We start from the raw sequence: 20,978 nt of genomic DNA, 5'->3' as shown, positions 1-20,978 counted from the left end.
TTATTTCAGTCGAAAAGCGCGGCTTACTTCGCCGCCGCTTCGGCCTGCAGCGCCTTCAGGTCCCAGCAGCTGTCGGGCTTGAGGTCGGCCTTGGTCGTAGCCTTCTCCAGCGTGTAGATGTAGGTGTGCGACGTGCCGGCCGGCTGGCCGCTCTGCAGCAGGAACTTGATGATAGCGTTCATGTCGCCGGACTGGCGGGCAAGGTCTGTCATGACAACGGCGCCATAGGTGCCGTCCTGCAGCTTGTCGCAATCGGCCGCCTTTTCACCGCCGCCGGTGGTGACCAAAAACACCTTGCCGTCGAGCTTAGCGTCGCGGATGGCGGCGGATGCGCCGGTGGCGTCGCCATCCCAGAAGTCGATGATAGAGCAGATGTCCGGGTTCTGCTGCAGCATTGTCGTCGTCACGTTGCGCGACGTCGTCGGATCCCAGTTGGAGTCGGGCTTGGCCACGACTTTGAAGTCGGGGTGCTTCTCCAGCACCTTCATGATGCCGGCATACTGGTAGAGACTGGACGAGTTGGCCTGATCACCCTGCACAAGGCCGATCTTCTTCGACGAATTCTCGCCGCAGCCCTTGATCGCCGCTTCGGCCTCGAGTTGGCCGAGCCGGTCCCAGTCACTGCCGACAAAGGCGTCGGCCGGGAAGTTGGCGGGATTGTCGACCAGTATGACGTAGGTTCCGGCAGCCTGCGCCTTCTTCATCAGCTTGGAATAGGAGTTGAGATCCGGCGCATGGATGATCAGCACGTCCGGCCTTGTGTCGGACGAGATCGCGTCGGTGATCGCCTGTGCGCCGGCATCGACGACCCAGTTCGGATCGCGTGTTTCGAAGGTGCCGCCCCAGGCCTCGACTTCCGTCTTCAGATAGTGCGACCAGCCCTGCGCAAGGTCGAAGCCCATCGCCAGCGGCACCAGCATGACGCGCTTGCCCTTGAGCGCCTGCGCGTATGCGGCCGGGCCCGGATCGTCGGCGGCGAAGGTCGGCGCGACGAAGGCGGTAGCGGCAAGCGCCGTGGCGGCCGCCATCAGTGTTCTGATCAGTTTCATGTCACATCCTCTGTTTTTCACTTATTGCCGGCCGGTCCGCATGACCCGTCGGGTACCCCTTAGATGTCGCCCTGCTGCGCGGTCTGTTCGTCGCGCGGATTGATGATGCCGTCGACGATGATGGCTCCGAGCAGGATCGCCGCCTTGATCAGGTTTTGATAGAGCAGCGGAATGTCGATGATGGTCATCGCGTTCGACAGGATGCCGATAAGTGCAGCGCCCACCAGCACATTGCGCACTCCGCCCCGCCCGCCGGACAGGCCGATGCCGCCGATCACCGCCACCAGCACGATGTCATAGAGCAGCGTCGAGTTGACGACGCGGGTGTTGATCGAGTGCAGGCTCGACGCCGTCAGCAGGCCGGCGATCAGCGCGACGAAGGCCGAAACCACATAACGCAGCACCAGCATTGGCCGCACCGGAATGCCGATGTTGCGCGCGGCGACCGGATTGTCGCCGGCGAAATAGATGTAGCGGCCCCATTTGGTGTAGCGCAGGAACAGGAAGAACAGGAAGGCGAGCCCGGCGAAGACGAACACTTCGATCGGAATGTCGAGGAAACGCAGGCCGCCGAGCAACTCCACCCAATGGCCCTGAGGCACCGGCACCGCATCCTGTGTGATCAGTTGCGAGCGGACATAGCCGAAGACGAAGGAGCCGGTCGCCAGCGTCACGAAGATCGCCGGCACGTCGGCATAAGCGACGAGAAAACCGTTGAGCAGGCCGATGGCGAGCACGCCTGCCAGCACATAGGCGAAGGCGAGCCCATCAGGCGTTCCGGCGTTGAGCAATTGTAGATACCAGGCGACCGACATCGCCATGATCGCCACCGCCGACAGGTCGATGCCCCTGCCGATTATGACGACCGCCATGCCGAGCGCCAAAATGCCCAGCACCGACACCGAGCGGACGATGGCAACGAGATTGTTGGCAGCGATGAAACCAGGCAGCCCAATGGCAGCGGCGACGAACAGCACCACGGCGATGGCAAAGACAATGCCTTCCTGATTCAGGCTCCTGACATTTGGCCAGCCAATCGTGTTCATGTCTGCATTCGCCCCGATGGCAGCTCTGCCACCCCTTCCGAGAAAGCTAATCGGCTCGGCGCCGCTTCGTCAAATGAATCCGCGCTCGGAACACCCGTTGGCAGTGATAATCTTCCAGTGGACGCACCGATTGCTAGAACTGGCGCAATCCTAGGAAAAGGCTGCGCTTTTGGCATTTGGTTGCACCATTGCGCGTATGCGCGAAGGTGCCGTTCTGAGGCGAAAGCACAAGGCGGAATTAATTGCCGCCTGAGCGGCGAAAATTGCGAATTCAGGTCCTGGACGTGTGGCCTGAAACTTCGGCGCCTGCACCGGGCGGCAGCACGAGGAACCGCAACGCCGCCGCCAGCCCGATGGCGCCGATGACCAGGAAGGCGATGCGAAAATCGACGAGGTCGAGCGCCGGCCGGTGCCTGACGATCTGCGACAGGTTCAGAATGGCAGCCGCCACCGCTACGCCGAACAGCATCGACATCTGCTGCAGCATGGACGACAAAGTTGCCGCCGAGCTGCGCTGCGCCGCATCGATATCGGCGAAGGCCAGAGTATTCAGCGCTGTGAACTGCATCGAGCGCGTCAGGCCGGCGATCAGCATCAGCGCTACCACCAGCGCCTGCGGCGTCTCCGGCGAGATCGCAGCGCAGGCCATGATCGAGGCCGAGGCGATCAGGCCGTTGACGACCATGACCGTGCGAAAACCAAAGCGCCGCAGCGTCGGCGTCGTCACCGTCTTCATGCCGAGATTGCCGAGGAAATAGGCCAGGATCATCAAGCCGGCATCGACCGGCGAAAGGCCAAAGCCGACCTGAAACAGCAGCGCCAAAAGGAACGGCGTGGCGTTGATCGCCACGCGAAAAATGGTGCCGGCGGCAAGCGTAGAGATGGCGAAGGTCTGCACCCTGAACGCGCTGAGATCGAGCAGCGGATGCGGCGCGCGCCGGAGATGCCGCACCGCCAGCCAGCCGATGACGATGCCGGCGGCAACCAGCAGCACGGCGGGCAAGGCGCCGTCTTCCGGATGTGCGATGCGCTCAAGGCCGTAGAGCAGCAGCGCGAGCCCCAGCGACGTGAGGAAAAACCCCGGCCAATCCAGCGGCTTGGGATCGGCCGCGCGGTCGCCCGGAATGAAGCGCGCGACCAGCGCCAGCCCGACGAGCCCAAGCGGGACGTTGATGAAGAAATTCCCGGTATTATGGGGCAAACTCACCAAATATGATGATAGTTACCACCTTATGTGCGGTTCTTGTGGGCTGCACAGCATTGGGCTAAAACAATGCGTCAAGAGGGAGGGGACCTCTGCCGCATTCGCTAAAACTTGCTGGTAATTTTTTGGTGCATATTATGGTCGGCGTGGGAATATTCCTCGCATTGGCCTGTGCAGCATTTGTCATTTGGGAATTCACCGAATGGATGAGGGAACACAATGCCCCTTACTGGCTTCTGGTTATATGCGATGCGGTAGCCTATCTACTGTTTGTCATTGACGTGATTTGCGCGTCATTTTTTGCTTTAGTAGAAGGTATGAAATTTGTCCGCGCGGTATGGAAGACATGGAAAAGGGAGCTGCAAGATGAGTGAGCAGAAGGACAACAGGGACTTTTTAGAGACCCTAAAGTCGGACGTTCGCGAGTCCGTGGATCTTTATTTCGCTCCGATCAAAGCGGTCGTGCGCGAGTTCCAGAATGCGATTGATAGGAACAAGGACGACGATTCCTATGATCGCCAATCGCACAGACGCGGCTAGGTCAGTGCTCTAGACTCACTGACCGCACACCGATCACATCCATGCACATCATGAAAAACGCGGCGGTGAAGCTGCCACGGCTTATCTTGTTGGCCAGATTGCGCTCGCTCTCGTGGGCGCCCTTCTCGGTCAGCCTCTCGGCCAGCGCCGCGTAGGTTATGCCTCGACGCTTCAACTCGCCTTTCAGTATGTTTTTTGCCTGCTCCTCATAGGGCGCGGTTAGGGTATTATCCGCCATCATCATTTCTCCAGAAAAAACATCACGGATGATGATATATACCCTTGCATGTGCTGATTCAATGTCCTATATCCGATGCAGAACATCATCGGATTTGATATGTCTCAGCATTTCCTCCTCTCCCCCGCCGCTAAGACCCTATCGCTGGTCAAGGTCATGCGCATGTCGGACACGGAAGCCCGGACGGCATTCCGCAAAATCCGCTGGTCGGAAACGGATGGTGAGCCGGTTTGCCCGGAATGCGGCGGCGTTGATGCCTATGACCTCAAGACGCGCCAGGTTTACAAGTGCCGCGCTTGCTACAAGCAATTCAGCATCACGTCCGGCACGATCTTCGCCAGCCGCAAGCTGGCCGTCCGCGACATTCTTGCCGCCATTGCCGTCTTCATAAACGGCGCCAAGGGCTATAGCGCCCTTCAACTCTCCCGCGACCTTTCTGTTGACTACAAGACGGCATTCGTGATGCTCCACAAGGTCCGCGAAGCCATAAAGCTTGCTCGCAACGAAGGCGCGCTTGCCGGCAACGTCGCTGTCGATGGTGCTTACTTCGGCGGCTACGTGAAGCCTGCAAACAACAAGAGCGACCGCAAGGACCGCCGCCTGACCGCTAACCAATCCGGCAAGCGCCAGTCGGTAATTGTTGCCCGCGAAGCTGATGGCCGCACCGTCACCCACGTGGCTCGCACAGAAGCCGATGGCGTTGCATTCGTCGCTGCCAACGTGAAGCACGGTTCGACCGTCCACGCCGACGAGGCGTCACACTGGGACAAGCTGGCGGCCTATTTCCCGATAAAGCGCATCAACCATCAGGAAGCGTATTCCAAGGACGGCGCTTGCACGAATGCCGCCGAATCGTTCTTCTCGCGTATCCGCCGCGCCGAGATCGGCATTCACCATCGCATCGCTGGCGACTATCTCGGCTCCTATGCCGCCGAGATGGCATGGCGCGAAGATAACCGTCGCGAAGCCAACGGCACTCAGTACGCTATGGTCGTCGGTGCAGTAGGCGTTGCGCCGAAGTCGAATCAGTGGTGCGGATACTGGCAGCGCCGCAACGCCTAGTGCTGGTCGCCCTCGTCAAAGCCGAGAATCTTTGCGTTCGCGCGCCGCTGCATCCTACGAACAAAAATCTTCAAGTGATCCTCTAGATCCTCGAAGCTTTCCGACGAAAGGTTTTCGGGGAATGTGATGGTCACGTCCCCTTCGTCCAACGCGATAACTTCCTGACGCACCCCCGGCTTGAGCGGCGACACGTCAACCATCTCTGTTGACCGTCGCTGAATCGGACGTGCCAGTTCCGTGGCCTCCATCATCTCATCCTCCATAGGGTTTGGAGAATGAGGGTACCCCTTCTCCATACTGGTCGCAAGCGCGAGAGTAGCCAGATAGGTCTTTGCCGCCTTCGCCGCGCCGTCTGCAGAAAAGCCCCGTTTAGCGAGCCAGTAGCGAAGGTTGCTATCGCTCGGCGCTGTTGGAAAGTCCTTTGCAATTGCACTGAAAAGGCTCGGCTGGAATGCCAATCGACGCAGCGCCTCCACTCTGTCCAATGAGTCCTCCGGAGCCATCAGCGCAGTAAGGCCGTCATCGGTGATTCTGTAATCGTCGCCATTGGCGTCAATAAGCCCGTAGGCCCGCAAAGCCCCGATCTTCCCGAGAGCCGGCCCGCTCAGGCTATCGTGCCCTAGGTGCCCCGCCAGCGCGGCCTTGGACACTTTGTTCCGCCCATCTTTCTCGTAGAGCTTCCTGGCCATGGCCAGAGCGCCGGCCAAATCAGTGACAGGGTAATTGGGGCTGCGGACGTTAGCCATGAGGCTTCTCCAACTCGATTGGTCTATTTAATCTATTACCAAATAGAACAAATGGGAGAAGAAATCCAGCGGTTAACTCACAAGGCTCTTGCCAAGCGATCGGTTTTCAATAAGGTTCAAGCCGCCGGGGGATTTGTCCCCCGGCGATTCGAGCATTGGAGATGCGATGGAACCCATATGACCGCTTCCTGATCTGACGAGGTTTGCCGACCTTGGTCAGTTTCAGCAGCCGCCGCTGGGCGGTAGGTGCCGGGCGCGAATGCCCGGTGCCACACTGATCCGGGAATAAGCCCGGATCATAAACCGTGGCCGAATATCGGCACACATGAACGCAACGACAATGATTCATCTTCGAATCGGCGTCAACCGATATTCGGTCGCACCCTTTTCGTGAAAGGAAAAGGCAATGCACGACCGAGACCTCACCCCGGACATGGTTCCGGTTATCAAACTGGCCCGACAGAAGCGGATTCCGTATTCGTGGATTTCGGGTTACTACCCCGGCCTCAACTTTGGCCGGATTGCTGACGTGATGTCGGGACGTAGGTTCCCCGAAATCCCTCCAGCAAGCGATCTCCCCGCCGACTTCCCTTCGGCGTAAGCAATGCCAGGGGCGGCCTATTGGTCGCCCCTTTTCAGTTTCCATAGCTTGTAAGGCCCGAATGCGTCGTGATCGTCGGTCCAGCCGCATTCCTCAATCAGCCCTTGGATCACGCAAACCTTTATGCAGGCGCCGATGCGCTTCCTTATCGTGGTGACGGTCGCTTCGTCGGCGGCTAGGCCACGGTCGGCAACCCATAGCTCGGTGATCTGGCGCGACGTGAGAGGCGCGGTAGCTTCCCGCATGGTGTTGAGTACAAAGCGCTTCACAGAGCCTTTCACGGCCCGGTGCTTGGTGACGTACTCTTTCAGAGGAGACGTGTCGGCGCTGGGATCAAAGAGCCGGATGGCCGCGTCCAGATGGTCTATGTCGATGGTCAGCTTCTTGATCTCGGCGCGGTACTTCTCACGCAGCGCCATAAGCTCCCGATGCTTGCCGACAAGGCCAGCCACGGTATTAGGTCTATCGTATTCCTGACGGTTCTCCATGCATGATGGGTAACATATCGAATACGATTATGTAAACCTCGTATTTGGTGAGTTTGCTCCATAATACCGGAAATTCCAGTGCCAGGAGAGATAGGTTGTGATGAAGCCGCCAAGCACCGGCCCGACCACGGGCGCAAACAACGCCGGCCAGGTGATCAGCGCCGTGGCGTTGAGCAGCTCCGATTTCGACGCATTGCGCAGCACCAGAATTCGCCCGACCGGCGTCATCAGCGCGCTGCCAAGGCCTTGCACGACGCGAGCGGCAACGAACTGAGGCAGACTTTGCGAGAAGCCGCAGGCCAGCGAGGCCAGCGTGAACAGTACGATCGCCAGCAGGAAGATGTTGCGCGCGCCGAAGCGGTCGGCAAGCCAGCCCGACAGCGGCACGAACACTGCCATGGTCAGCATATAGGCGGTGATGCCGATGCTCATCGCCACCGCCGGCACGCCGAAGGATTGTCCCATCTGCGGCAGCGAGGTCGAGATGATCGTCGAATCCAGCAGCTGCATGAAAAAGGCGATGGCAACGATCAACGCCACGCGCCGCGCATTGCTGGCGGTTACGGCGGAGGCCTCGGTGTCGGGAACGGCAGTCATGGCGAACCGCGTTGAACAGCATATGGCTGGCCCCGTCCAGAGCTTATCCAACAAACTTCCGTGTCGGCTCGCAGCCTGTTATGGATGGGCGGGCGGCCAAGGACATTGCATGAAGCCTATCTATATCGACTACCTCAATGGCCTCGATATCGAAGCCCTGGAGATGACCGACGGCGAAATCATTGCCGCTGTCGAAGCCGGGCTTATCGCGCAAGGCAATGGCCAGACGGTGATCGAGCCGCGCGTCCATCTTGAACCCGCCCCTTCCTTCCATGGCCATTTCAACGTTCTGCGCGGCTACGTTGCGCCGCTCGATACGGCGGGCGTGAAAATCGTCGGCGACTATGTCGACAACTATCTGCACGGGCTCCCTTCAGAATTTGGCATTTTGAACCTGTTCGATCCGCGCACCGGCACGCCGCGCGCCATTCTCGACGCCACCGTCATCACCGACATGCGCACCGGCGCCGTCACCGCCATTGGCGCCAAACATCTGGCGCGCAAGAACTCCAAGGTGCTGGCCCATATCGGCGCGCGCGGCACCGCCTATTGGAATGTGCGCCTGCTCGACCATCTCTTCGACTTCGACGAGATCCGCGTCCATTCGCGCCGCCCGGAAAGCCGCGACGGCTTCGCCGCCAAACTCTCGGCCGATCTCGGCAAGAAAGTTACCGCGGTTGCCGACTGGGAAAGCTGCATCAAGGGCGCCGACATCGTCGTCGAGGCCTCGCGGCTGCCGGAGCCGCAGCCGCTGCTCAAGACCGAATGGATCAAGCCCGGTGCGCTGGTCGTGCCCTATGGTACGATGAGCGCGGTGGAGCTGTCATTGACCGACATCATGCAGAAAATGGTCGTCGACGACTGGGGCCAGTGCAAAGGCGGCAAGTTCGGCTCGCTGCGCGCCCATGTCGAGACCGGGCGGCTGAGCGAAGCGACGCTGCACGCCGAGCTCGGCCAGATCGCTGCCGGTCTCAAGCCGGGACGCCAGAGCGACGACGAGACGATCCTGTTCTGGCATCGCGGCCTGTCGCTGTCCGACATTGCGCTGGGCAAGGCGATGCTGGCCAAGGCTGCTGATAAAGGCATCGGCCAGAGGCTGCGCTTCGCATGAGCGCGCTCGTCCTCACCGGCGCCGGCGTCAGCGTCGAGGACGTTGCGCAGGTCGCCCGCGGCGGCCGCAAGGTCGAGGTTGAACCGACAGTCATCGAGAGGCTCGACAAAGCGCGAAAAGTGCTCGATCAGGTCGCCGCGTCCGGCCAGCAGATTTACGGCCTCAACACCGGGCTCGGCGCCAATCTCGGCACGTCGGTCGAGGGCGATGCCAGCGCCTTCCAGCGCCAGTTGCTGGAAGGGCGAAGCGGCGCTGTCGGCGAGCCGCTGCCGCAAGAAGCGGTGCGGGCGACCATGTTTGCCCGTGCCGCGATGTTCTCTGTTGGCGGTTCCGGCATTTCGCCGGCGGCTTTCACCGCCCTTGTCGATGCGCTCAATGCCGGCGTGCATCCGGTAATGCCGCAGCTGGGCTCGATCGGCGCCGGCGATCTCGTGCTGATGACGGCGCTCGCCCGTCTGCTGACCGGCGACGGCGAAGCTGACTATCAGGGTCGGCGCATGCCGGCGGCCAAGGCGTTGATGATGGCGCGGTTGGCTCCGATCAGCCTGGCGCCGAAAGACGGCCTGTCGCTGATCAACGCCTCGGCGGTATCAGCCGGCACTGGCGCGTTGGTACTGGCCGACGCGCTGTCGGCCTTTGCGCAACAGCAGCAGGCCGGCGCGCTGACCATGGAAGGGTTTGGCGCCAACCGCACCATCCTCGATCCGCGCCTGCATCTGGCGCGGCCGGCAGCCTGCCAGCAACTCGCGGCCAAGGGCCTGCGCGACCTGCTTGCCCGTGACGAGGAGCCGGCGCCGACCACCTTGCAGGACCCGTTGTCGATCCGCTGCATGCCGTCGATCCATGGTGCATTGATCCAGGCGATCGATCAGGCGCGGCTGGCGCTGGAGATCGAACTCAATGCCGCCGCCGACAATCCGCTGGTGCTGGGCGATGACGGGCTGGTTCTGTCGACCGGCAATTTCCACACCGCATCGCTGGCGCTTGCCTTCGAAACGCTCGGCCTGGCGATCGCGCAATGTGCCGCGGCAAGCGTTGCCCGCTTCATCCAGCTCGCCGGCTCCGGCCGCAACGGCCTGCCAAAATATTTGTCACCGGTCGGCGGCGCATCGGCCGGTTTCGTGCCGCTGCAAAAGACCGCAACGGCAATCCTGGCCGGCATCCGCCACAAGGCCAATCCGGTGATGCTGGATTTCCTGGCCGTGTCCGAAGGCGTAGAGGACCACGCCACGCAGACGCCGCTTGCCGTGTCGAAATGCGCCGGGATGATCGCGCTGTGGCGACGGCTGATCGCCTTCGAACTGATGGCCGCCGCACAGGCCGTGGACCTGCGCGACGGTCTCAAGCTGGCGCCCGGCACAGCAGCGGTCCATACCGCGGTGCGCGCGCATGTAGCGATGCTCAGGGAGGACCGGCCGCTGGGAACGGATGCCGAGGTGCTCCATGCCATGCTCGCTGACGGAACATGGCAAGGTGCAGCGATGATCGGCAAGGAGGCCGAGTAGTTAGCCCTTTGCGTCCACCCGTTTCATGAACAGGCTGAGCTCGGCCGGATCCATGCGCACGACATGCCTGTCTTCCGGATAGGCGCCGCTATCGACGTCGGCAACGTACTCGGAAAACGCCGCGACGCGTTCCGCCTGCAGGCGATCGTACTCGGCGGCGAAGTTGCGGTAGACCTTGGAATGGCGCGGCATGTGGCCCCGGTTCTGGCCAAGAATATCGTCGGCGAACAGATACTGCGCGTCGCAGCCGGTGCCGGCACCCATCGACAGCATGATCAGCGAGGTCCGTTCTGAGATCGCCTTCGCCACCTCGACCGGCACCACTTCGATCTCGGCGCCAAGCGCTCCAACGGCCTCATACTGCTTGACCGCCTCAAAAATCTGCATGGCGGTGTCGGCGGTCTTGCCGACGGCCTTGAAGCCGCCGGTCCAGGTGGCGCGGGACGGAATGAGGCCGACATGGCCGATGACGGGGATCGCGTCGTCGGCGAGCCGCTTCACGGTGGCGAAACCGGCGCTGCAATAAACGGCGTCGGCGCCGGCCTTGTAGAGCCGGAACGCCCAGTGCAGGAAATCGTCCGCCGTGCCGATCTCATAAAAATTCTCGCCCGGCATGGTGAACAGGCTGGGCGCCGCATCGCGATACTCAGGGTTGAGCACCAGCTCGGGCGGCACCGAGACGATATCGACCCCTGCCCGCTCGGCAGCCTCGGCCTCGTCCATGGTCAGGACGCGCAGCATGGTCAGCTGGCGCTTGCCCTTCATGGCGCGCAGATCGGCGACGGTCGGTCTCTTTCGGCTCATCGGGATGTCCCTGTTGGCTGGTTGCTTTTCCCGGTCACCTTACCGGCCCCGTAACAGGCCGGATAGAAGGCGGGTGGTTTATTCGCTACTCGGCCGCCGCCGACATATCGAGCTCGTGAAATTCACCGCGATAGGGCCGCGCCGTCGGCGGCAATTCGCGCTTGAGGAAATAATCCTCGTACCGCAGCTGCTTCAGCAGCACCGGCCAGACCTCGCGATAGGCATGCCACATGGACGGGTTCGCCGCCGGCAGGTCGTGCTTGACCAGCTCGTGCAGCCTCGGCAGCGCATGGTAGGGCACCATCGGAAACATGTGATGCTCGACGTGGTAATTCATGTTCCAGTAGATGAAGCGGCTGACCGGGTTCATGTAGACGGTGCGCGTGTTCAGCCGGTGGTCGACGACATTGTCGGCCAACCCGATATGCTGCAGCAGGCCGGTCAGAACCATGTGCCAGCTGCCATAAAAACGCGGCAGGCCGATCAGCACTAGCGGCAGCCATGAACCCAGCGCGATCGCGAGGGCGATCGTCGCAACGTACACGGCGACATGCCAGCGCGCCGCCGTGATGGCCTTGCCCTGTTCGGTCTCAGGAATGTAGCTCTTTTCGTCGTCCGACAGCTTGCCCAACGCCTGGCGCGCCAGGATCGGCAGCGAATAACGGAAATCGAGAATGCCGGTGAAGGCAAGCGCCGCCTTGACCAGATTTGGCGGCCGCATTACCGCGATCTCGGCGTCACGGCCGACGATGATCGTGTCGGTGTGATGCCGCGCATGGCTCCAGCGCCATTGCACCGGATTGCGCACCACCATGAAGCTGGCGATTTCGTAGATCGCATCGTTCATCCAGCGTGTGCGGAAGGCGGTGCCATGGCCGCATTCGTGCCAGCGCGAATCGCTCGACGATCCATAGAGCACGCCATAGACGAGCAGGAACGGCACCACCCACCACGTGCCCCAGAACCACACGATGCCGGCGGCCGAGCCCAGGATGGCTGCGATCCAGATCACTGTATCGCGGATCGCCGGCCCGTCGGAGCGCTGCATCATTTCCTTCATTGCCTTGCGCGGCACGTCGGTGTGATACCACTCGGCCGAGGCCATCCCGGTCTCGATCGCCCGGCGGGTGCTTTCGCCGACCAGGCCGTAATCGCGCTTTGTCTTGGCCGCCGTCGCCATCACCGTCTCGCCTACCTCAAAGCCCGTTGGCGCGGAACTTCCCGTCGAGAAATGTTTTCGCCCGCGGCACGTCGTCCTCGGTCAGATGCTCGATGATAACAGGGATGTTCGGGTGCTTCTCACTGAGCCGCTGCAGATAGAGATCGTAATTCAGCGATCCCAGCCCGGGCGCCGGCAATTCGATCTCGCCGACGCCGCGGAAGGTCAGCCCCTCATGCGCATCCGCATCGCCGATATCGGCATGCTTTTCCGTCTTGTCGCTGCCGGAGCGTTTCACATCCTTGGCATGCGCGATCCGGATCTTGTCGGCCAGCGTGTCGAACACCTGGTTCAGCACCTGGTCCATGCGGTCGATATTGTGCGCCTCGAAATAGTTGGTCGGATCCATCAGCAGGCCGAGGCCTGGATGGTCGACCTGCGCGAACATTTTGACCGTCTCCTCGACCGAGCCGACGACATTGTTGACATAGGTTTCGAGCAGGAACACCGCGCCGTGGTCGTAAGCCGTCTGGGCAAGGTCCGAGATCACCTTGCGGCATTCCTCGAAGCCTTCCTCGGTCTTGTTTTTGGGATGATGCACCCAGTCGGATTCGGTGTTGTAGGTGCCGGTCTCCGAGATCACGTAGGGCGAGCCGAAGTCGCGCGCATTGCGGATGATTTCCTTGAGATAGCCGACGCGCTTCTCGCGCTCGGATTTGTCGGGATGAATGATGTTGGTGTAGCCGGAGATGCAGCAGACCGGCAGATTGTGGTCGCGAAACGTGTCGCGCACTGTCCTCGCCTTGTCCCCGGTGATCTGCCCGGCTGTGAGATCGACATCCCTGAAATGCATGTCGAGCTGCACTGTGTTGAAGCCGAGTGCGCGGATGCGGCGGGCGGCCTCCGCGAGCTCGTAGGGGAAATAGCCGGTGAATATACCTGCCTGCATCATGATGTGAACTCCTCCCTGTGAGCGATTCAGCCGCCACGCTATTCGGCGGCATGTTCAGTCGATCGATATCTCGGACAGCTTGACGGTGCGGCCTTGCGCCATCGAGCGGTAGCCGGCCTCGACCAGCGCCATCGTCTTGACGTTGTCGGCAACCGATAATGCCGGCGGCGCGCCTGTCTTTACCGCATGCTGCAATTGCTCCATCACGCCGATGAAGGCATGCGGGAACCACATCGTGTCCCAGCTCGGGCTGACCCACTTGCCATCCGTCGTCTCGGTCGAGGCATAGGTCAGCGTCGAGGCCACGCCTTTCGGCCAGCCGATCGTGCCTTTGGCGACACCGTTGGTGCCGTCGACGCGCCAGTTGATGTGCTGGTCGTCCAGATAGCCCTCCTGACGTGGGCCGGACCAGACATCCTCCAGCGACACGGCGAGCACGCCGGAGGGAAAGCGCAGCGTCGAGACGGTGATGCCGTCGCTATGCTCGAATGTAGTGCGCGGGTCCTTGCGTGTCAGCGTGGCGATTTCCGAGGGATCGCCGAACAGGAAGCGCAGCACGTCGAGATGATGCACGCTCATATTGGCGAGCGTCAGCCGGTCGTAGTCCTGAAGGAAAGTCTGCCAGTGCGGGATCGCATGCATGTCGATCTGCGCAAAGACGATGTCGCCCAGTGCGCCGCTGTCGATGATCTGCTTCAGGACGCGCATCGACTGGTCGTAGCGCATGTTCTGGTTGACCGAGAGGATCTTGCCGGACTTTGCGGCTTCGTCGCGCAGTTTCACGGCTTCATCGACCGACAGCGCCAGCGGCTTCTGCGCCAGGATCGCCTTGATGTGAGGCTGCTTCAGCGCATGGCGGATCAATGCCGGCTGCTGGTCGGGTGGAAAGGCAAGGTCGACGATCTCGATCTCGGGATTCTCGATCAGTTGTTCCGGCGTGTCGTGGACGGTCGGAATGCTCCAGCGTGCAGCTACCTTCTCGGCGCTGGCCTTGGTGCGCGAAGCGATGGCAACGACTGGGAAACCGGCCTGCCCATAGGCGGCAAGATGGCATTCGGCCATGATCATGCCGGCGCCGATGCAGCCGATCCGGTATTCGCTGGCGCGAACCCTTACATCCGGCTCGAAACCCTGGCCTGCCATCCATTCCTCCCTTGGACGACAGGATATAACGCCATGGCCGGCCCATCAGCCAAGGTCCGCTCCATCAATTCCCATCAGAACCATGCCGGGGTGACGGTGCGAACTAGTTTGCGGCAATCAGCACAGTGCTTTCCGGCGACCAGCTGAGCATTACATTCTGGCCCTCGGCCAGCCGGTCACTGCCGGTATTCTGGACGATGACTTTCAACGTCTGGCCGGCGCGCTCGACGAAATAGGTGCTGTTGTTGCCGGCGAAGATGCGCTTGGAGACTTGCCCCTTCAGCGTGTTGGCATTGCCGCTCGATGCCCCGGCATCGGTGGCGATGCGAATGCGTTCGGGACGCACCGCGCAGCTGGCCTTCGTACCGGCGGCAAGCCGATCACCCACCCCGGCGGCAATCGCCGTGCCGTCCGGCAGGCGGATGCCGTTGCCGGTCGCATCGCCGCGAAAAATGTTGGCGTCACCGAGGAAGGTGGCGGCGAACTCGCTCTTCGGCCGGTCGTAGATCTCCTCCGGCGGCCCTTCCTGCACGAGCCTGCCGTCCCGCAAGATTCCGATGCGGTCGCTCATCGTCAGCGCCTCTTCCTGGTCGTGGGTGACGAAGATGGTGGTGATGCCGATCTCGCGCTGGATGCGCTTCAGCTCGATCTGCATGTCGACACGCAGCGCCTTGTCGAGCGCGCCGAGCGGCTCGTCGAGCAGCAGCACGCGCGGCTTGGTGACGATGGCGCGCGCCAGCGCCACACGCTGGCGTTGACCGCCGGAGAGCTGGTGCGGCCGGCGCTCGCCGAGCTTCCCGAGTTGGACGAGATCGAGCGCGCGCTGCACTTCGGTGGCGATCGTCGCTTTCGTTTCGCCGCGCACCGACAGGCCGAAGGCGACATTGTCGGCAACGCTCATATTGGGAAACAGCGCATAGTTCTGGAACACCATGCCGATGCGCCGCTTTTCGACCGGCACCCGTTCGACGCTCTCGCCGCCAATGGCGATGCGCCCGGAGTCGGGAAAGTCGAAGCCGGCGATCTGGCGCAGCAGCGTGGTCTTGCCGCTGCCCGAGGGGCCAAGCAGCCCATAAAAGCCGCCATCGGCAAAATCGATGGAGACGTCGTCCAGCGCCTTGTGCGCGCCAAAACTGCGCGAGACGTTCGATACCTGCACGCCGGCCATTATTTCTCTCCGCCGAATTTGAAGAAGCGCGCCGTGAGCAGCATCAGCGCCATCGACACGACGATGATGATGGTCGAGACCGCGTTGATCTCGGGCGTGAACCCCTTGCGGATCGCGGCGTAGATTTCCACCGGCAGCGTCGTCTGCCCCGGCGTCGCCAGGAAGTAGGAGACGACAAACTGGTCGAACGACACGGCAAATGCGAACAAGCCGCCGGCAATGACGCCGGGCATGATCCACGGCAGCGTCACACGCCTCGTCACTTGCCACTGGTTGGCGCCGAGCGAGCGCGCCGCCTCTTCCAGCTCCGGTGCAAAAGTCTGCAGCCGGGCCGAGACGACGACGATGACATAGGGCAGCGCCAGCGCGACATGGCCGAGCAGGATGGCGGACAGGCCGCGGCCGATGCCGACGCCGAAGAAGAAGATCAGCATCGCCGTGCCGGTGATCAGCCATGGTATGGCGATTGGCGGGAACAGCAACGCCTGCAGCACTTTCTTGCCGCGGAAGTCGTAGCGGAAGAGCGCCAGCGAAGCGGCCGAGCCAAGCACCACTGAGATGAGCGTGGTGATGACCGCGATCTCGAGGCTGTTCCAGGTCGCCGCGATCAGCTGGTCGTTCTGCCAGAGCGAGGCATACCATTCCGTCGTCCATTCGAACGGCAATTGGTAGAAGGGCGAGACGTTGAACGACATCAGCGCCATGATGATGATCGGCAGATAGAGGAAGACGAGCAGCAGTCCGATGTAGAAGCGGCCTAGTCCTTCGAGGATGCGGGTCGTCATCATCAAGCAGCCCTCCGCAGCACCGGCGAGGCAACTGCGAGGATGACCAGCACGACGGCGAGCAGGATGAACGACAATGCCGCACCAAGCGGCCAGTTGAACACGGCGACGAACTGGTCTTCGATCACCGTGCCGTAGAAGGTGCCGGTGCGACCGCCGAGAATGCGCGGCTCCATGAACGAGCCGACGACCGGCACGAAGATCAGTGCCGCACCTGCCACCAGGCCGGGCATAGACAGCGGGATGATCACCCGCTTCAGCACCTGCAGCCGCGAGGCGCCGAGCGAGCGCCCGGCCTCGATCAGCGAGTCGTCGATTGCCTGCAGCGTGAGATAGCAGGTCAGCACCATATAGGGCACGTAGGAGTGCACCAGGCCGATGATGATTGCGGGATAGGAATACATCAGGTCGATGTTGATCTTGAACGGCAGCACGGCGTTGAGCGCCGTGTCGAGGATGCCGCCCTCGCGCAGCACCATCGCCCAGGAGAAGATGCGCACCAGCCCGTTCGACCAGAACGGCAGGATGACCAGCAGGAAGATCGCCTCGCGGCTGCGCCCCTTCAGCACCTTGGCCAGCACATAGGCGGCGGGGTAGCCGATGACGACGCACCACAAAGTCACTTCGAGGCCGAGCCGCAGCGAAGCGAGCAGCAGCGTCAGGTACAGGCTCTGCGAGAAGAAGGCGGCGTAATTGCCAAGGGTGAACGCCCATGGCTTTCCCGACAGCGGCAGGTCGGTCATGAAGGAGAAGAATACCATGGCCGAGAGCGGCAGGAAGATCGCCACCGTCAGCCAGAGATAGGCCGGCGCCAGCAGCGGCAGGGCCGATCTCAGCCCGCTGCGCGACGCGACCGCACCCTGTACTGCCATGATACCCTCCTCCCCAGGATTGAAGGGCCAGCCGGCGCCAACCGCCGGCTGGTCCGGACGTGAGCGTTACTTCACGTCGACTTTGAGCTGCTGCCACAGCGCCAGATAGGCCTCGCGCTGCGCGTCGGTGATCGGCGCCTGGAACTGGATGCGCTTGGCCACCTCGGGATCGCCCATCACCTTGCGGTTGAAGGAGTCTTCAGGCAGCGCTTCCACCGCCTTGGTGTTGGCCGACACCGGCGCGCCGACCTTGGTGACCCATTCGACATAGAATTTCGGATCGATCATCCAGTTGATGAAGGCCTGCGCACCCTCGACATTCTTCGAGCCCACGGGAATAGAGAACGCGTCGAGCCAGGCGACGGCGCCTTCCTGCGGAACGACCAGCGAGACCGGCAGCTTGAAATGCGTCTTGGCACGGTCGGCCGAGCCGCTCCAATAGGTGCCGATGTCGATCTGGTTGGAGGCGACCATCTGGTTCCAGTCGTTCTCCGAGCTCCAGAACGTCTTGATCTGCGGCATCAGCGAGGTCAGCTTCGCCTTGACCGCTTCCATATCCTTGATGTCGTTGATATTCTGACCGGTGGCGATGGCGCCGAACTGCACCGCTTCGACAGCGTCGTCGCGAATGACGACCCGGCCCTTATGCGCTGGGTCCCACATTTCGGCGATCGAGGTCGGTGGCTTGTCGAAGGACTTTTCGTTGATTGCCAGCGCCGTCAGGCCCCACACCCACGGCACGCCATAGACCTTGCCGTCATGGTCGAGCATCGGCGATTGCGCCTTGTCCTTGCTGATGTCGGCATAGTTCGGCAGCTTCGAGACATCGATCGGCTGGATCAGCTTTTCCGCCATCGCCTGATCGTTGAAGGCGGCGTTGATCATGACCACGTCATAGAGGCCCGGATTGGTGCGGATCTTGGTCAGCATTTCCTGTTCGGAATTGAAGAAGTCGTTGACGACCTTGTTGCCGGTCGCCTTTTCGAAGGCTTCGATCGCCCACGGCTCGTCGGCGCCGTAGCCCTTCCAGTTGAGCACATGCACTTCGGCGGCACTGGCGGCCAGCGTGAGCGCGGAGGTGATGACGGCGGTCGCCGTCAGCAGGGCAGTCAGTCTTGGCATGCGCATGTTCGTTCCTCTCTTGTTTGCCCGCTTGGCGGGTCAGGCTGTCTGATGGGCCTTCTGGTTCTGGCCCGGCTCGCCCGTGGCGGCCTGGCTCAGGAAAATCTGGATCTCGCTGTCGGTCGGCGCCGATGAGCCGCCATGGCGGGTGACGGAAAGTGCTGCCGCCGCATTGGCATAGCGCGCCGCCTCGAAGGGATGCACGCCGCGCGAGAGTGCACTGACGAAACCGCCGATATGGGTGTCGCCGGCGCCATTGGTGTCGATGGCATCGACCTTGAAGCTGGCAATGGTCTGCGTCTCGCCATTGACCAACCTCACGAAACAGCCCTTGGCGCCGGCGCGGATAACGACGCCTTCGGCCTTTGGGCAGTGGTCGGCGAGCAGCCGGGCGGCGAGTGCCTCGACATCGCCTTGCCCAGCGATCTCGACCGCTTCCGTCATGTTGCAGCTCAGCCATGTCGTACGGGCAAGCACCCGCGACAGGATGGGACGTGGGATATCCGCGATGACCGGCGTTGGATCGAAAACGAAGGGAATGTTTTCTGGCAGCGCCTCGATCCAGTCGGTCAGCGCGTCGCGGCTGCCGGAATAGCTCAGCGTATAGCCCGACGTGAACACCCAATCATCAGGCGCGACCACCACGGGCCTCATCATCTCGAGGCTGAGAATGCTCTCCGCACCGGGCCACGACACGAAGGTGCGCTCGGCATCCCCGGAGATCATGGCGACGCAATTGCCGCTGTCCATGACCGGCGATGGCGACGTCAGCGTTATGATGCCTTCGGCCGCAAACGCGGCGCGCAAAAAATCGCCATTCGGTCCGCTGCCGAGCTGGCCGCCGAACACCACCATCATGCCGGTGCGGCTGGCCGCGACCATCATGTTGAAGCCACCGCCGGCGACCTGCGCAAAGCTCGACGCGGTCTTCTCGCAGCCCGGCGCCGGCAAGGCGTCGATGCGGTAGACATAGTCGACGACGGCGCTGCCGATATGGACCAGACGCCCACTCATGCCGCGGCATCCTTGCTGGCCTTTGCCGTGCGCGCCGCGACGAGGTCTTCGGCAAGCGAGCGCACCTCCCCCATATCTATGCCGACGAGCCCGGCAATGTGTTGTTGCGGCAGTTGCGAAAAGCCGACGCAGGCGCCGGCCATGCCTGAGGCAATCGCGCCGATCGTGTCGGTGTCGCCGCCGAGATTGGCGCTGATGATTGCCGCTTGCCAGGGATCGCCCTGCGCGACTTCAAGCACGGCGAAAGCTGCCGGCACGGACTCCTGGCTGGCCACACCGGTGCCGACGAGATCGGTGATGAGCCCGATCGCATCCCGCATGGTCTTGCCGCGCACGAGCTCCTGCGCCCAGGCGATACGCGCGGCGATATCGCCACCAGTCACCCAATGTCCGAGCCGGGCGCCTCGCCGCGCGGCTGCTACCGCGCTGTCGGAAGCGGCACGCCAGTCGCCACCGGCGACGCCGTGGCTGGCGGCGGCGGCAACTGCTGCGGCCGAAGCGATGGCGATCGAGGTGTTGTGCGTGGCACGGCAAGTTTCGGCCACCTTGGCGACGAAAGCGTCGAGCGGTTCCAGCGGCATCATGATGCCGACCGGCGCGATGCGCATGGCCGCGCCATTGGTGTCGCCCCGGCTTCCCGCCTCTTCCGCCGGCACGCCGTCATTGATGGCGTCGATGGCGCGCTTGGTCGATGGTCCCAGCAGGTCATAGCTACCGCGCGCCTTGACCTCGCGCTCCCAGTCGAGCAGTGCGTTCACCCAGCGCGCATGATCGAAGCGGTCGCCGGACTGGACCAGAATGCGACCAAGCAGCAGCGCCTGTTCGGTATCGTCGGTGATGGTGCCGGCAACGAGCCCCTTCGACACCGGATGATCGGCAAACGGCGCCACGAAATCCTCGACATGGCCGTATAGCTCGGCGATCCGCGCTGGCGACAGAAGCTGCGTCGGCATGCCCAGCGCATCACCGAGCGCCCCACCGACAAGCGCGCCCATGGCGCGATCGAGCGTGTCGTTGGTTCTGTCCGGCATCGCTCAAAACCTCATATGCAGCGCGAAATGCGCCGGGTTGAGCAGGCTGGTTACATATTCGATCGGCCGGTCGTCGGCCGCACGCGTCAGCCGGCGTCCGCGCAGGAACGGCGTGCCTTGCGGGCAGCCGAGAATGGCGGCGTCTTCGGCATTCAGCATCTCGATGCCGACCCATTCCTCGCCATGGTCTGGGATGAGGCCGGCGCCGCGCAGCGTCTGGTGCAGCGAGCCTTCGCGCAGACCGCGCAGCGGCACGTCCTCCAGTTCGGGCGACAGCGGCAGGCGGCTGCGTTCGATGGAGATCGCATGGCCGTCGCTAGCATTGGTGCGCACCCGGTCGACGGCGATGAAGAACGGGCTTTCGATGCCAAGCAGCGCGGCAAGATCGGCATCCTCGATCACTTCAAGCCGCAGCGTCCGCGTCTCGGCATTGGCGCCGGCATTGGCCAGCGCCCGCGACCAGCCAATGCTGTCATCGACCGGCTTGCCGTCGAAAGTGACGAAGGAGCCGATGCCGACCTTGGTCGTGATCAGCCCACGGCTGGACAACTCCTCGAGGCCCTTGCGGACCGTGTTGCGGCTGACGGAAAAGCGCTGGACGAGTTCGTTCTCGCTTTGCAGGCGGTCGCCGAAGCCAAGCACGCCGGAGCGGATCTCATGTTCGAGAACGGTGGCGATCTGCTCGGGCTTGCCCGTGCCGGGAGACAGTTGAACCGCGCGCCGCTTCATATGGGTACCTGT

Annotated in this window: 22 protein-coding genes and 1 pseudogene; 5 read left to right on the top strand and 18 right to left on the bottom strand. The window is 62.4% G+C overall.

The features are described from left to right. Positions 1-23: 23 nt before the first annotated feature. The 3 genes from NLY33_RS15135 to NLY33_RS15125 all read right to left on the bottom strand — a co-directional run bounded on the left by NLY33_RS15135 (position 24) and on the right by NLY33_RS15125 (position 3,305). Positions 24-1,049: a sugar ABC transporter substrate-binding protein gene (locus tag NLY33_RS15135; protein ID WP_023668177.1), complete on the bottom strand. Its 1,026-nt coding sequence runs from the start codon at positions 1,047-1,049 to the stop codon at positions 24-26. A gap of 59 nt (positions 1,050-1,108) precedes the next feature. Then, positions 1,109-2,095: an ABC transporter permease gene (locus tag NLY33_RS15130; protein ID WP_023668176.1), complete on the bottom strand. Its 987-nt coding sequence runs from the start codon at positions 2,093-2,095 to the stop codon at positions 1,109-1,111. Between the two features lie 271 nt (positions 2,096-2,366). Next, positions 2,367-3,305: an MFS transporter gene (locus NLY33_RS15125; RefSeq protein ID WP_280790634.1), complete on the bottom strand. Its 939-nt coding sequence runs from the start codon at positions 3,303-3,305 to the stop codon at positions 2,367-2,369. Positions 3,306-3,427: 122 nt separating this feature from the next. Between NLY33_RS15125 and NLY33_RS15120 the strand changes: the two genes are divergently transcribed. Next, entirely contained in the window at positions 3,428-3,673 is a 246-nt protein-coding gene (locus tag NLY33_RS15120; RefSeq protein ID WP_156932535.1) for a hypothetical protein, read from the top strand. Beyond that, positions 3,666-3,839, top strand: coding sequence for a hypothetical protein (locus tag NLY33_RS15115; RefSeq protein ID WP_023705636.1), 174 nt, complete (start codon positions 3,666-3,668; stop codon positions 3,837-3,839). Before NLY33_RS15120 ends, NLY33_RS15115 begins: the two co-directional genes overlap by 8 nt. Position 3,840: 1 nt before the next feature. Here the strand turns inward: NLY33_RS15115 and NLY33_RS15110 are convergent, their stop codons facing one another. Beyond that, positions 3,841-4,077 carry a DUF6471 domain-containing protein gene (locus tag NLY33_RS15110; protein WP_023705637.1) on the bottom strand — a complete coding sequence of 79 codons (237 nt, stop codon included), beginning with the start codon at positions 4,075-4,077 and terminating at the stop codon, positions 3,841-3,843. A gap of 99 nt (positions 4,078-4,176) precedes the next feature. Between NLY33_RS15110 and NLY33_RS15105 the strand changes: the two genes are divergently transcribed. Beyond that, a complete protein-coding gene (locus tag NLY33_RS15105) occupies positions 4,177-5,139 on the top strand; it encodes an IS1595 family transposase (RefSeq protein ID WP_023705638.1) in 963 nt (320 codons plus the stop codon). Here NLY33_RS15105 and NLY33_RS15100 read toward each other — a convergent pair. The 3 genes and pseudogenes from NLY33_RS15100 to NLY33_RS15090 form a co-directional block, all read right to left on the bottom strand. Then, a complete protein-coding gene (locus tag NLY33_RS15100) occupies positions 5,136-5,885 on the bottom strand; it encodes a hypothetical protein (protein ID WP_023705639.1) in 750 nt (249 codons plus the stop codon). The two genes, NLY33_RS15105 and NLY33_RS15100, sit on opposite strands and share 4 nt — an antisense overlap. Positions 5,886-6,503: 618 nt before the next feature. Next, positions 6,504-6,938: a hypothetical protein gene (locus NLY33_RS15095; RefSeq protein WP_245260977.1), complete on the bottom strand. Its 435-nt coding sequence runs from the start codon at positions 6,936-6,938 to the stop codon at positions 6,504-6,506. 105 nt (positions 6,939-7,043) lie between these two features. Further along, positions 7,044-7,571 (bottom strand): annotated as a pseudogene (locus NLY33_RS15090) (MFS transporter); the annotation flags it as partial. Positions 7,572-7,680: 109 nt separating this feature from the next. Between NLY33_RS15090 and NLY33_RS15085 the strand changes: the two are divergent. Further along, entirely contained in the window at positions 7,681-8,682 is a 1,002-nt protein-coding gene (locus tag NLY33_RS15085; protein ID WP_023687938.1) for an ornithine cyclodeaminase family protein, read from the top strand. Continuing rightward, positions 8,679-10,187, top strand: a complete 1,509-nt coding sequence (locus NLY33_RS15080; RefSeq protein ID WP_023687937.1) for an HAL/PAL/TAL family ammonia-lyase — start codon at positions 8,679-8,681, stop codon at positions 10,185-10,187. The genes NLY33_RS15085 and NLY33_RS15080 overlap by 4 nt, the downstream gene beginning before the upstream one ends. Here NLY33_RS15080 and NLY33_RS15075 read toward each other — a convergent pair whose 3' ends face one another. The 11 genes from NLY33_RS15075 to NLY33_RS15025 all read right to left on the bottom strand — a co-directional run bounded on the left by NLY33_RS15075 (position 10,188) and on the right by NLY33_RS15025 (position 20,966). Continuing rightward, the gene (locus tag NLY33_RS15075; protein ID WP_023705642.1) at positions 10,188-10,991 is read right to left on the bottom strand and encodes a 3-methyl-2-oxobutanoate hydroxymethyltransferase; all 804 of its coding nucleotides are present in this window, start codon (positions 10,989-10,991) and stop codon (positions 10,188-10,190) included. An 85-nt stretch (positions 10,992-11,076) separates the two neighbouring features. After that, positions 11,077-12,171, bottom strand: coding sequence for a fatty acid desaturase family protein (locus tag NLY33_RS15070; protein WP_023753589.1), 1,095 nt, complete (start codon positions 12,169-12,171; stop codon positions 11,077-11,079). A gap of 16 nt (positions 12,172-12,187) precedes the next feature. After that, on the bottom strand, positions 12,188-13,102 hold the full coding sequence (locus NLY33_RS15065) for a sugar phosphate isomerase/epimerase family protein (protein ID WP_023705643.1): 915 nt from the start codon (positions 13,100-13,102) through the stop codon (positions 12,188-12,190). A gap of 54 nt (positions 13,103-13,156) precedes the next feature. Continuing rightward, a complete protein-coding gene (locus NLY33_RS15060; protein WP_023709598.1) occupies positions 13,157-14,245 on the bottom strand; it encodes a Gfo/Idh/MocA family protein in 1,089 nt (362 codons plus the stop codon). A gap of 103 nt (positions 14,246-14,348) precedes the next feature. Continuing rightward, on the bottom strand, positions 14,349-15,413 hold the full coding sequence (locus NLY33_RS15055) for an ABC transporter ATP-binding protein (RefSeq protein ID WP_023707705.1): 1,065 nt from the start codon (positions 15,411-15,413) through the stop codon (positions 14,349-14,351). Next, complete coding sequence (locus NLY33_RS15050) at positions 15,413-16,201, bottom strand: ABC transporter permease (protein WP_031194901.1); 789 nt, start codon at positions 16,199-16,201, stop codon at positions 15,413-15,415. Before NLY33_RS15050 ends, NLY33_RS15055 begins: the two co-directional genes overlap by 1 nt. Beyond that, positions 16,201-17,070, bottom strand: a complete 870-nt coding sequence (locus NLY33_RS15045) for an ABC transporter permease (RefSeq protein ID WP_023685260.1) — start codon at positions 17,068-17,070, stop codon at positions 16,201-16,203. The genes NLY33_RS15050 and NLY33_RS15045 overlap by 1 nt, the downstream gene beginning before the upstream one ends. A gap of 66 nt (positions 17,071-17,136) precedes the next feature. Next, positions 17,137-18,198: an ABC transporter substrate-binding protein gene (locus tag NLY33_RS15040; protein WP_023687931.1), complete on the bottom strand. Its 1,062-nt coding sequence runs from the start codon at positions 18,196-18,198 to the stop codon at positions 17,137-17,139. Between the two features lie 33 nt (positions 18,199-18,231). Beyond that, positions 18,232-19,206, bottom strand: coding sequence for a PfkB family carbohydrate kinase (locus NLY33_RS15035; RefSeq protein WP_023704682.1), 975 nt, complete (start codon positions 19,204-19,206; stop codon positions 18,232-18,234). Beyond that, entirely contained in the window at positions 19,203-20,237 is a 1,035-nt protein-coding gene (locus tag NLY33_RS15030; RefSeq protein WP_023696232.1) for an ADP-ribosylglycohydrolase family protein, read from the bottom strand. The genes NLY33_RS15035 and NLY33_RS15030 overlap by 4 nt, the downstream gene beginning before the upstream one ends. Before the next feature lie 3 nt (positions 20,238-20,240). Continuing rightward, a complete protein-coding gene (locus NLY33_RS15025; protein WP_023687928.1) occupies positions 20,241-20,966 on the bottom strand; it encodes a GntR family transcriptional regulator in 726 nt (241 codons plus the stop codon). Positions 20,967-20,978: the final 12 nt, after the last annotated feature.

The sequence above is a fragment of the Mesorhizobium sp. C432A genome (assembly GCF_030323145.1).
In the GTDB taxonomy this organism is placed as follows: domain Bacteria; phylum Pseudomonadota; class Alphaproteobacteria; order Rhizobiales; family Rhizobiaceae; genus Mesorhizobium.
Note: the sequence above shows the minus strand (reverse complement) of the source record. Positions and strands in the feature narration are given on the sequence as shown.

What these genes read in the sequence shown, in the direction of transcription:
- NLY33_RS15080 (WP_023687937.1), top strand. Translation starts at nt 8,679, where the DNA reads ATGAGCGCGCTCGTCCTCACCGGCGCCGGCGTCAGCGTCGAGGACGTT.
- NLY33_RS15105 (WP_023705638.1), top strand. Translation starts at nt 4,177, where the DNA reads ATGTCTCAGCATTTCCTCCTCTCCCCCGCCGCTAAGACCCTATCGCTG.
- NLY33_RS15100 (WP_023705639.1), bottom strand. Translation starts at nt 5,885, where the DNA reads ATGGCTAACGTCCGCAGCCCCAATTACCCTGTCACTGATTTGGCCGGC.
- NLY33_RS15135 (WP_023668177.1), bottom strand. Translation starts at nt 1,049, where the DNA reads ATGAAACTGATCAGAACACTGATGGCGGCCGCCACGGCGCTTGCCGCT.
- NLY33_RS15110 (WP_023705637.1), bottom strand. Translation starts at nt 4,077, where the DNA reads ATGGCGGATAATACCCTAACCGCGCCCTATGAGGAGCAGGCAAAAAAC.
- NLY33_RS15050 (WP_031194901.1), bottom strand. Translation starts at nt 16,201, where the DNA reads ATGATGACGACCCGCATCCTCGAAGGACTAGGCCGCTTCTACATCGGA.
- NLY33_RS15070 (WP_023753589.1), bottom strand. Translation starts at nt 12,171, where the DNA reads ATGGCGACGGCGGCCAAGACAAAGCGCGATTACGGCCTGGTCGGCGAA.
- NLY33_RS15085 (WP_023687938.1), top strand. Translation starts at nt 7,681, where the DNA reads ATGAAGCCTATCTATATCGACTACCTCAATGGCCTCGATATCGAAGCC.
- NLY33_RS15040 (WP_023687931.1), bottom strand. Translation starts at nt 18,198, where the DNA reads ATGCGCATGCCAAGACTGACTGCCCTGCTGACGGCGACCGCCGTCATC.
- NLY33_RS15065 (WP_023705643.1), bottom strand. Translation starts at nt 13,102, where the DNA reads ATGATGCAGGCAGGTATATTCACCGGCTATTTCCCCTACGAGCTCGCG.
- NLY33_RS15075 (WP_023705642.1), bottom strand. Translation starts at nt 10,991, where the DNA reads ATGAGCCGAAAGAGACCGACCGTCGCCGATCTGCGCGCCATGAAGGGC.
- NLY33_RS15115 (WP_023705636.1), top strand. Translation starts at nt 3,666, where the DNA reads ATGAGTGAGCAGAAGGACAACAGGGACTTTTTAGAGACCCTAAAGTCG.
- NLY33_RS15025 (WP_023687928.1), bottom strand. Translation starts at nt 20,966, where the DNA reads ATGAAGCGGCGCGCGGTTCAACTGTCTCCCGGCACGGGCAAGCCCGAG.
- NLY33_RS15035 (WP_023704682.1), bottom strand. Translation starts at nt 19,206, where the DNA reads ATGAGTGGGCGTCTGGTCCATATCGGCAGCGCCGTCGTCGACTATGTC.
- NLY33_RS15130 (WP_023668176.1), bottom strand. Translation starts at nt 2,095, where the DNA reads ATGAACACGATTGGCTGGCCAAATGTCAGGAGCCTGAATCAGGAAGGC.
- NLY33_RS15045 (WP_023685260.1), bottom strand. Translation starts at nt 17,070, where the DNA reads ATGGCAGTACAGGGTGCGGTCGCGTCGCGCAGCGGGCTGAGATCGGCC.
- NLY33_RS15055 (WP_023707705.1), bottom strand. Translation starts at nt 15,413, where the DNA reads ATGGCCGGCGTGCAGGTATCGAACGTCTCGCGCAGTTTTGGCGCGCAC.
- NLY33_RS15060 (WP_023709598.1), bottom strand. Translation starts at nt 14,245, where the DNA reads ATGGCAGGCCAGGGTTTCGAGCCGGATGTAAGGGTTCGCGCCAGCGAA.
- NLY33_RS15030 (WP_023696232.1), bottom strand. Translation starts at nt 20,237, where the DNA reads ATGCCGGACAGAACCAACGACACGCTCGATCGCGCCATGGGCGCGCTT.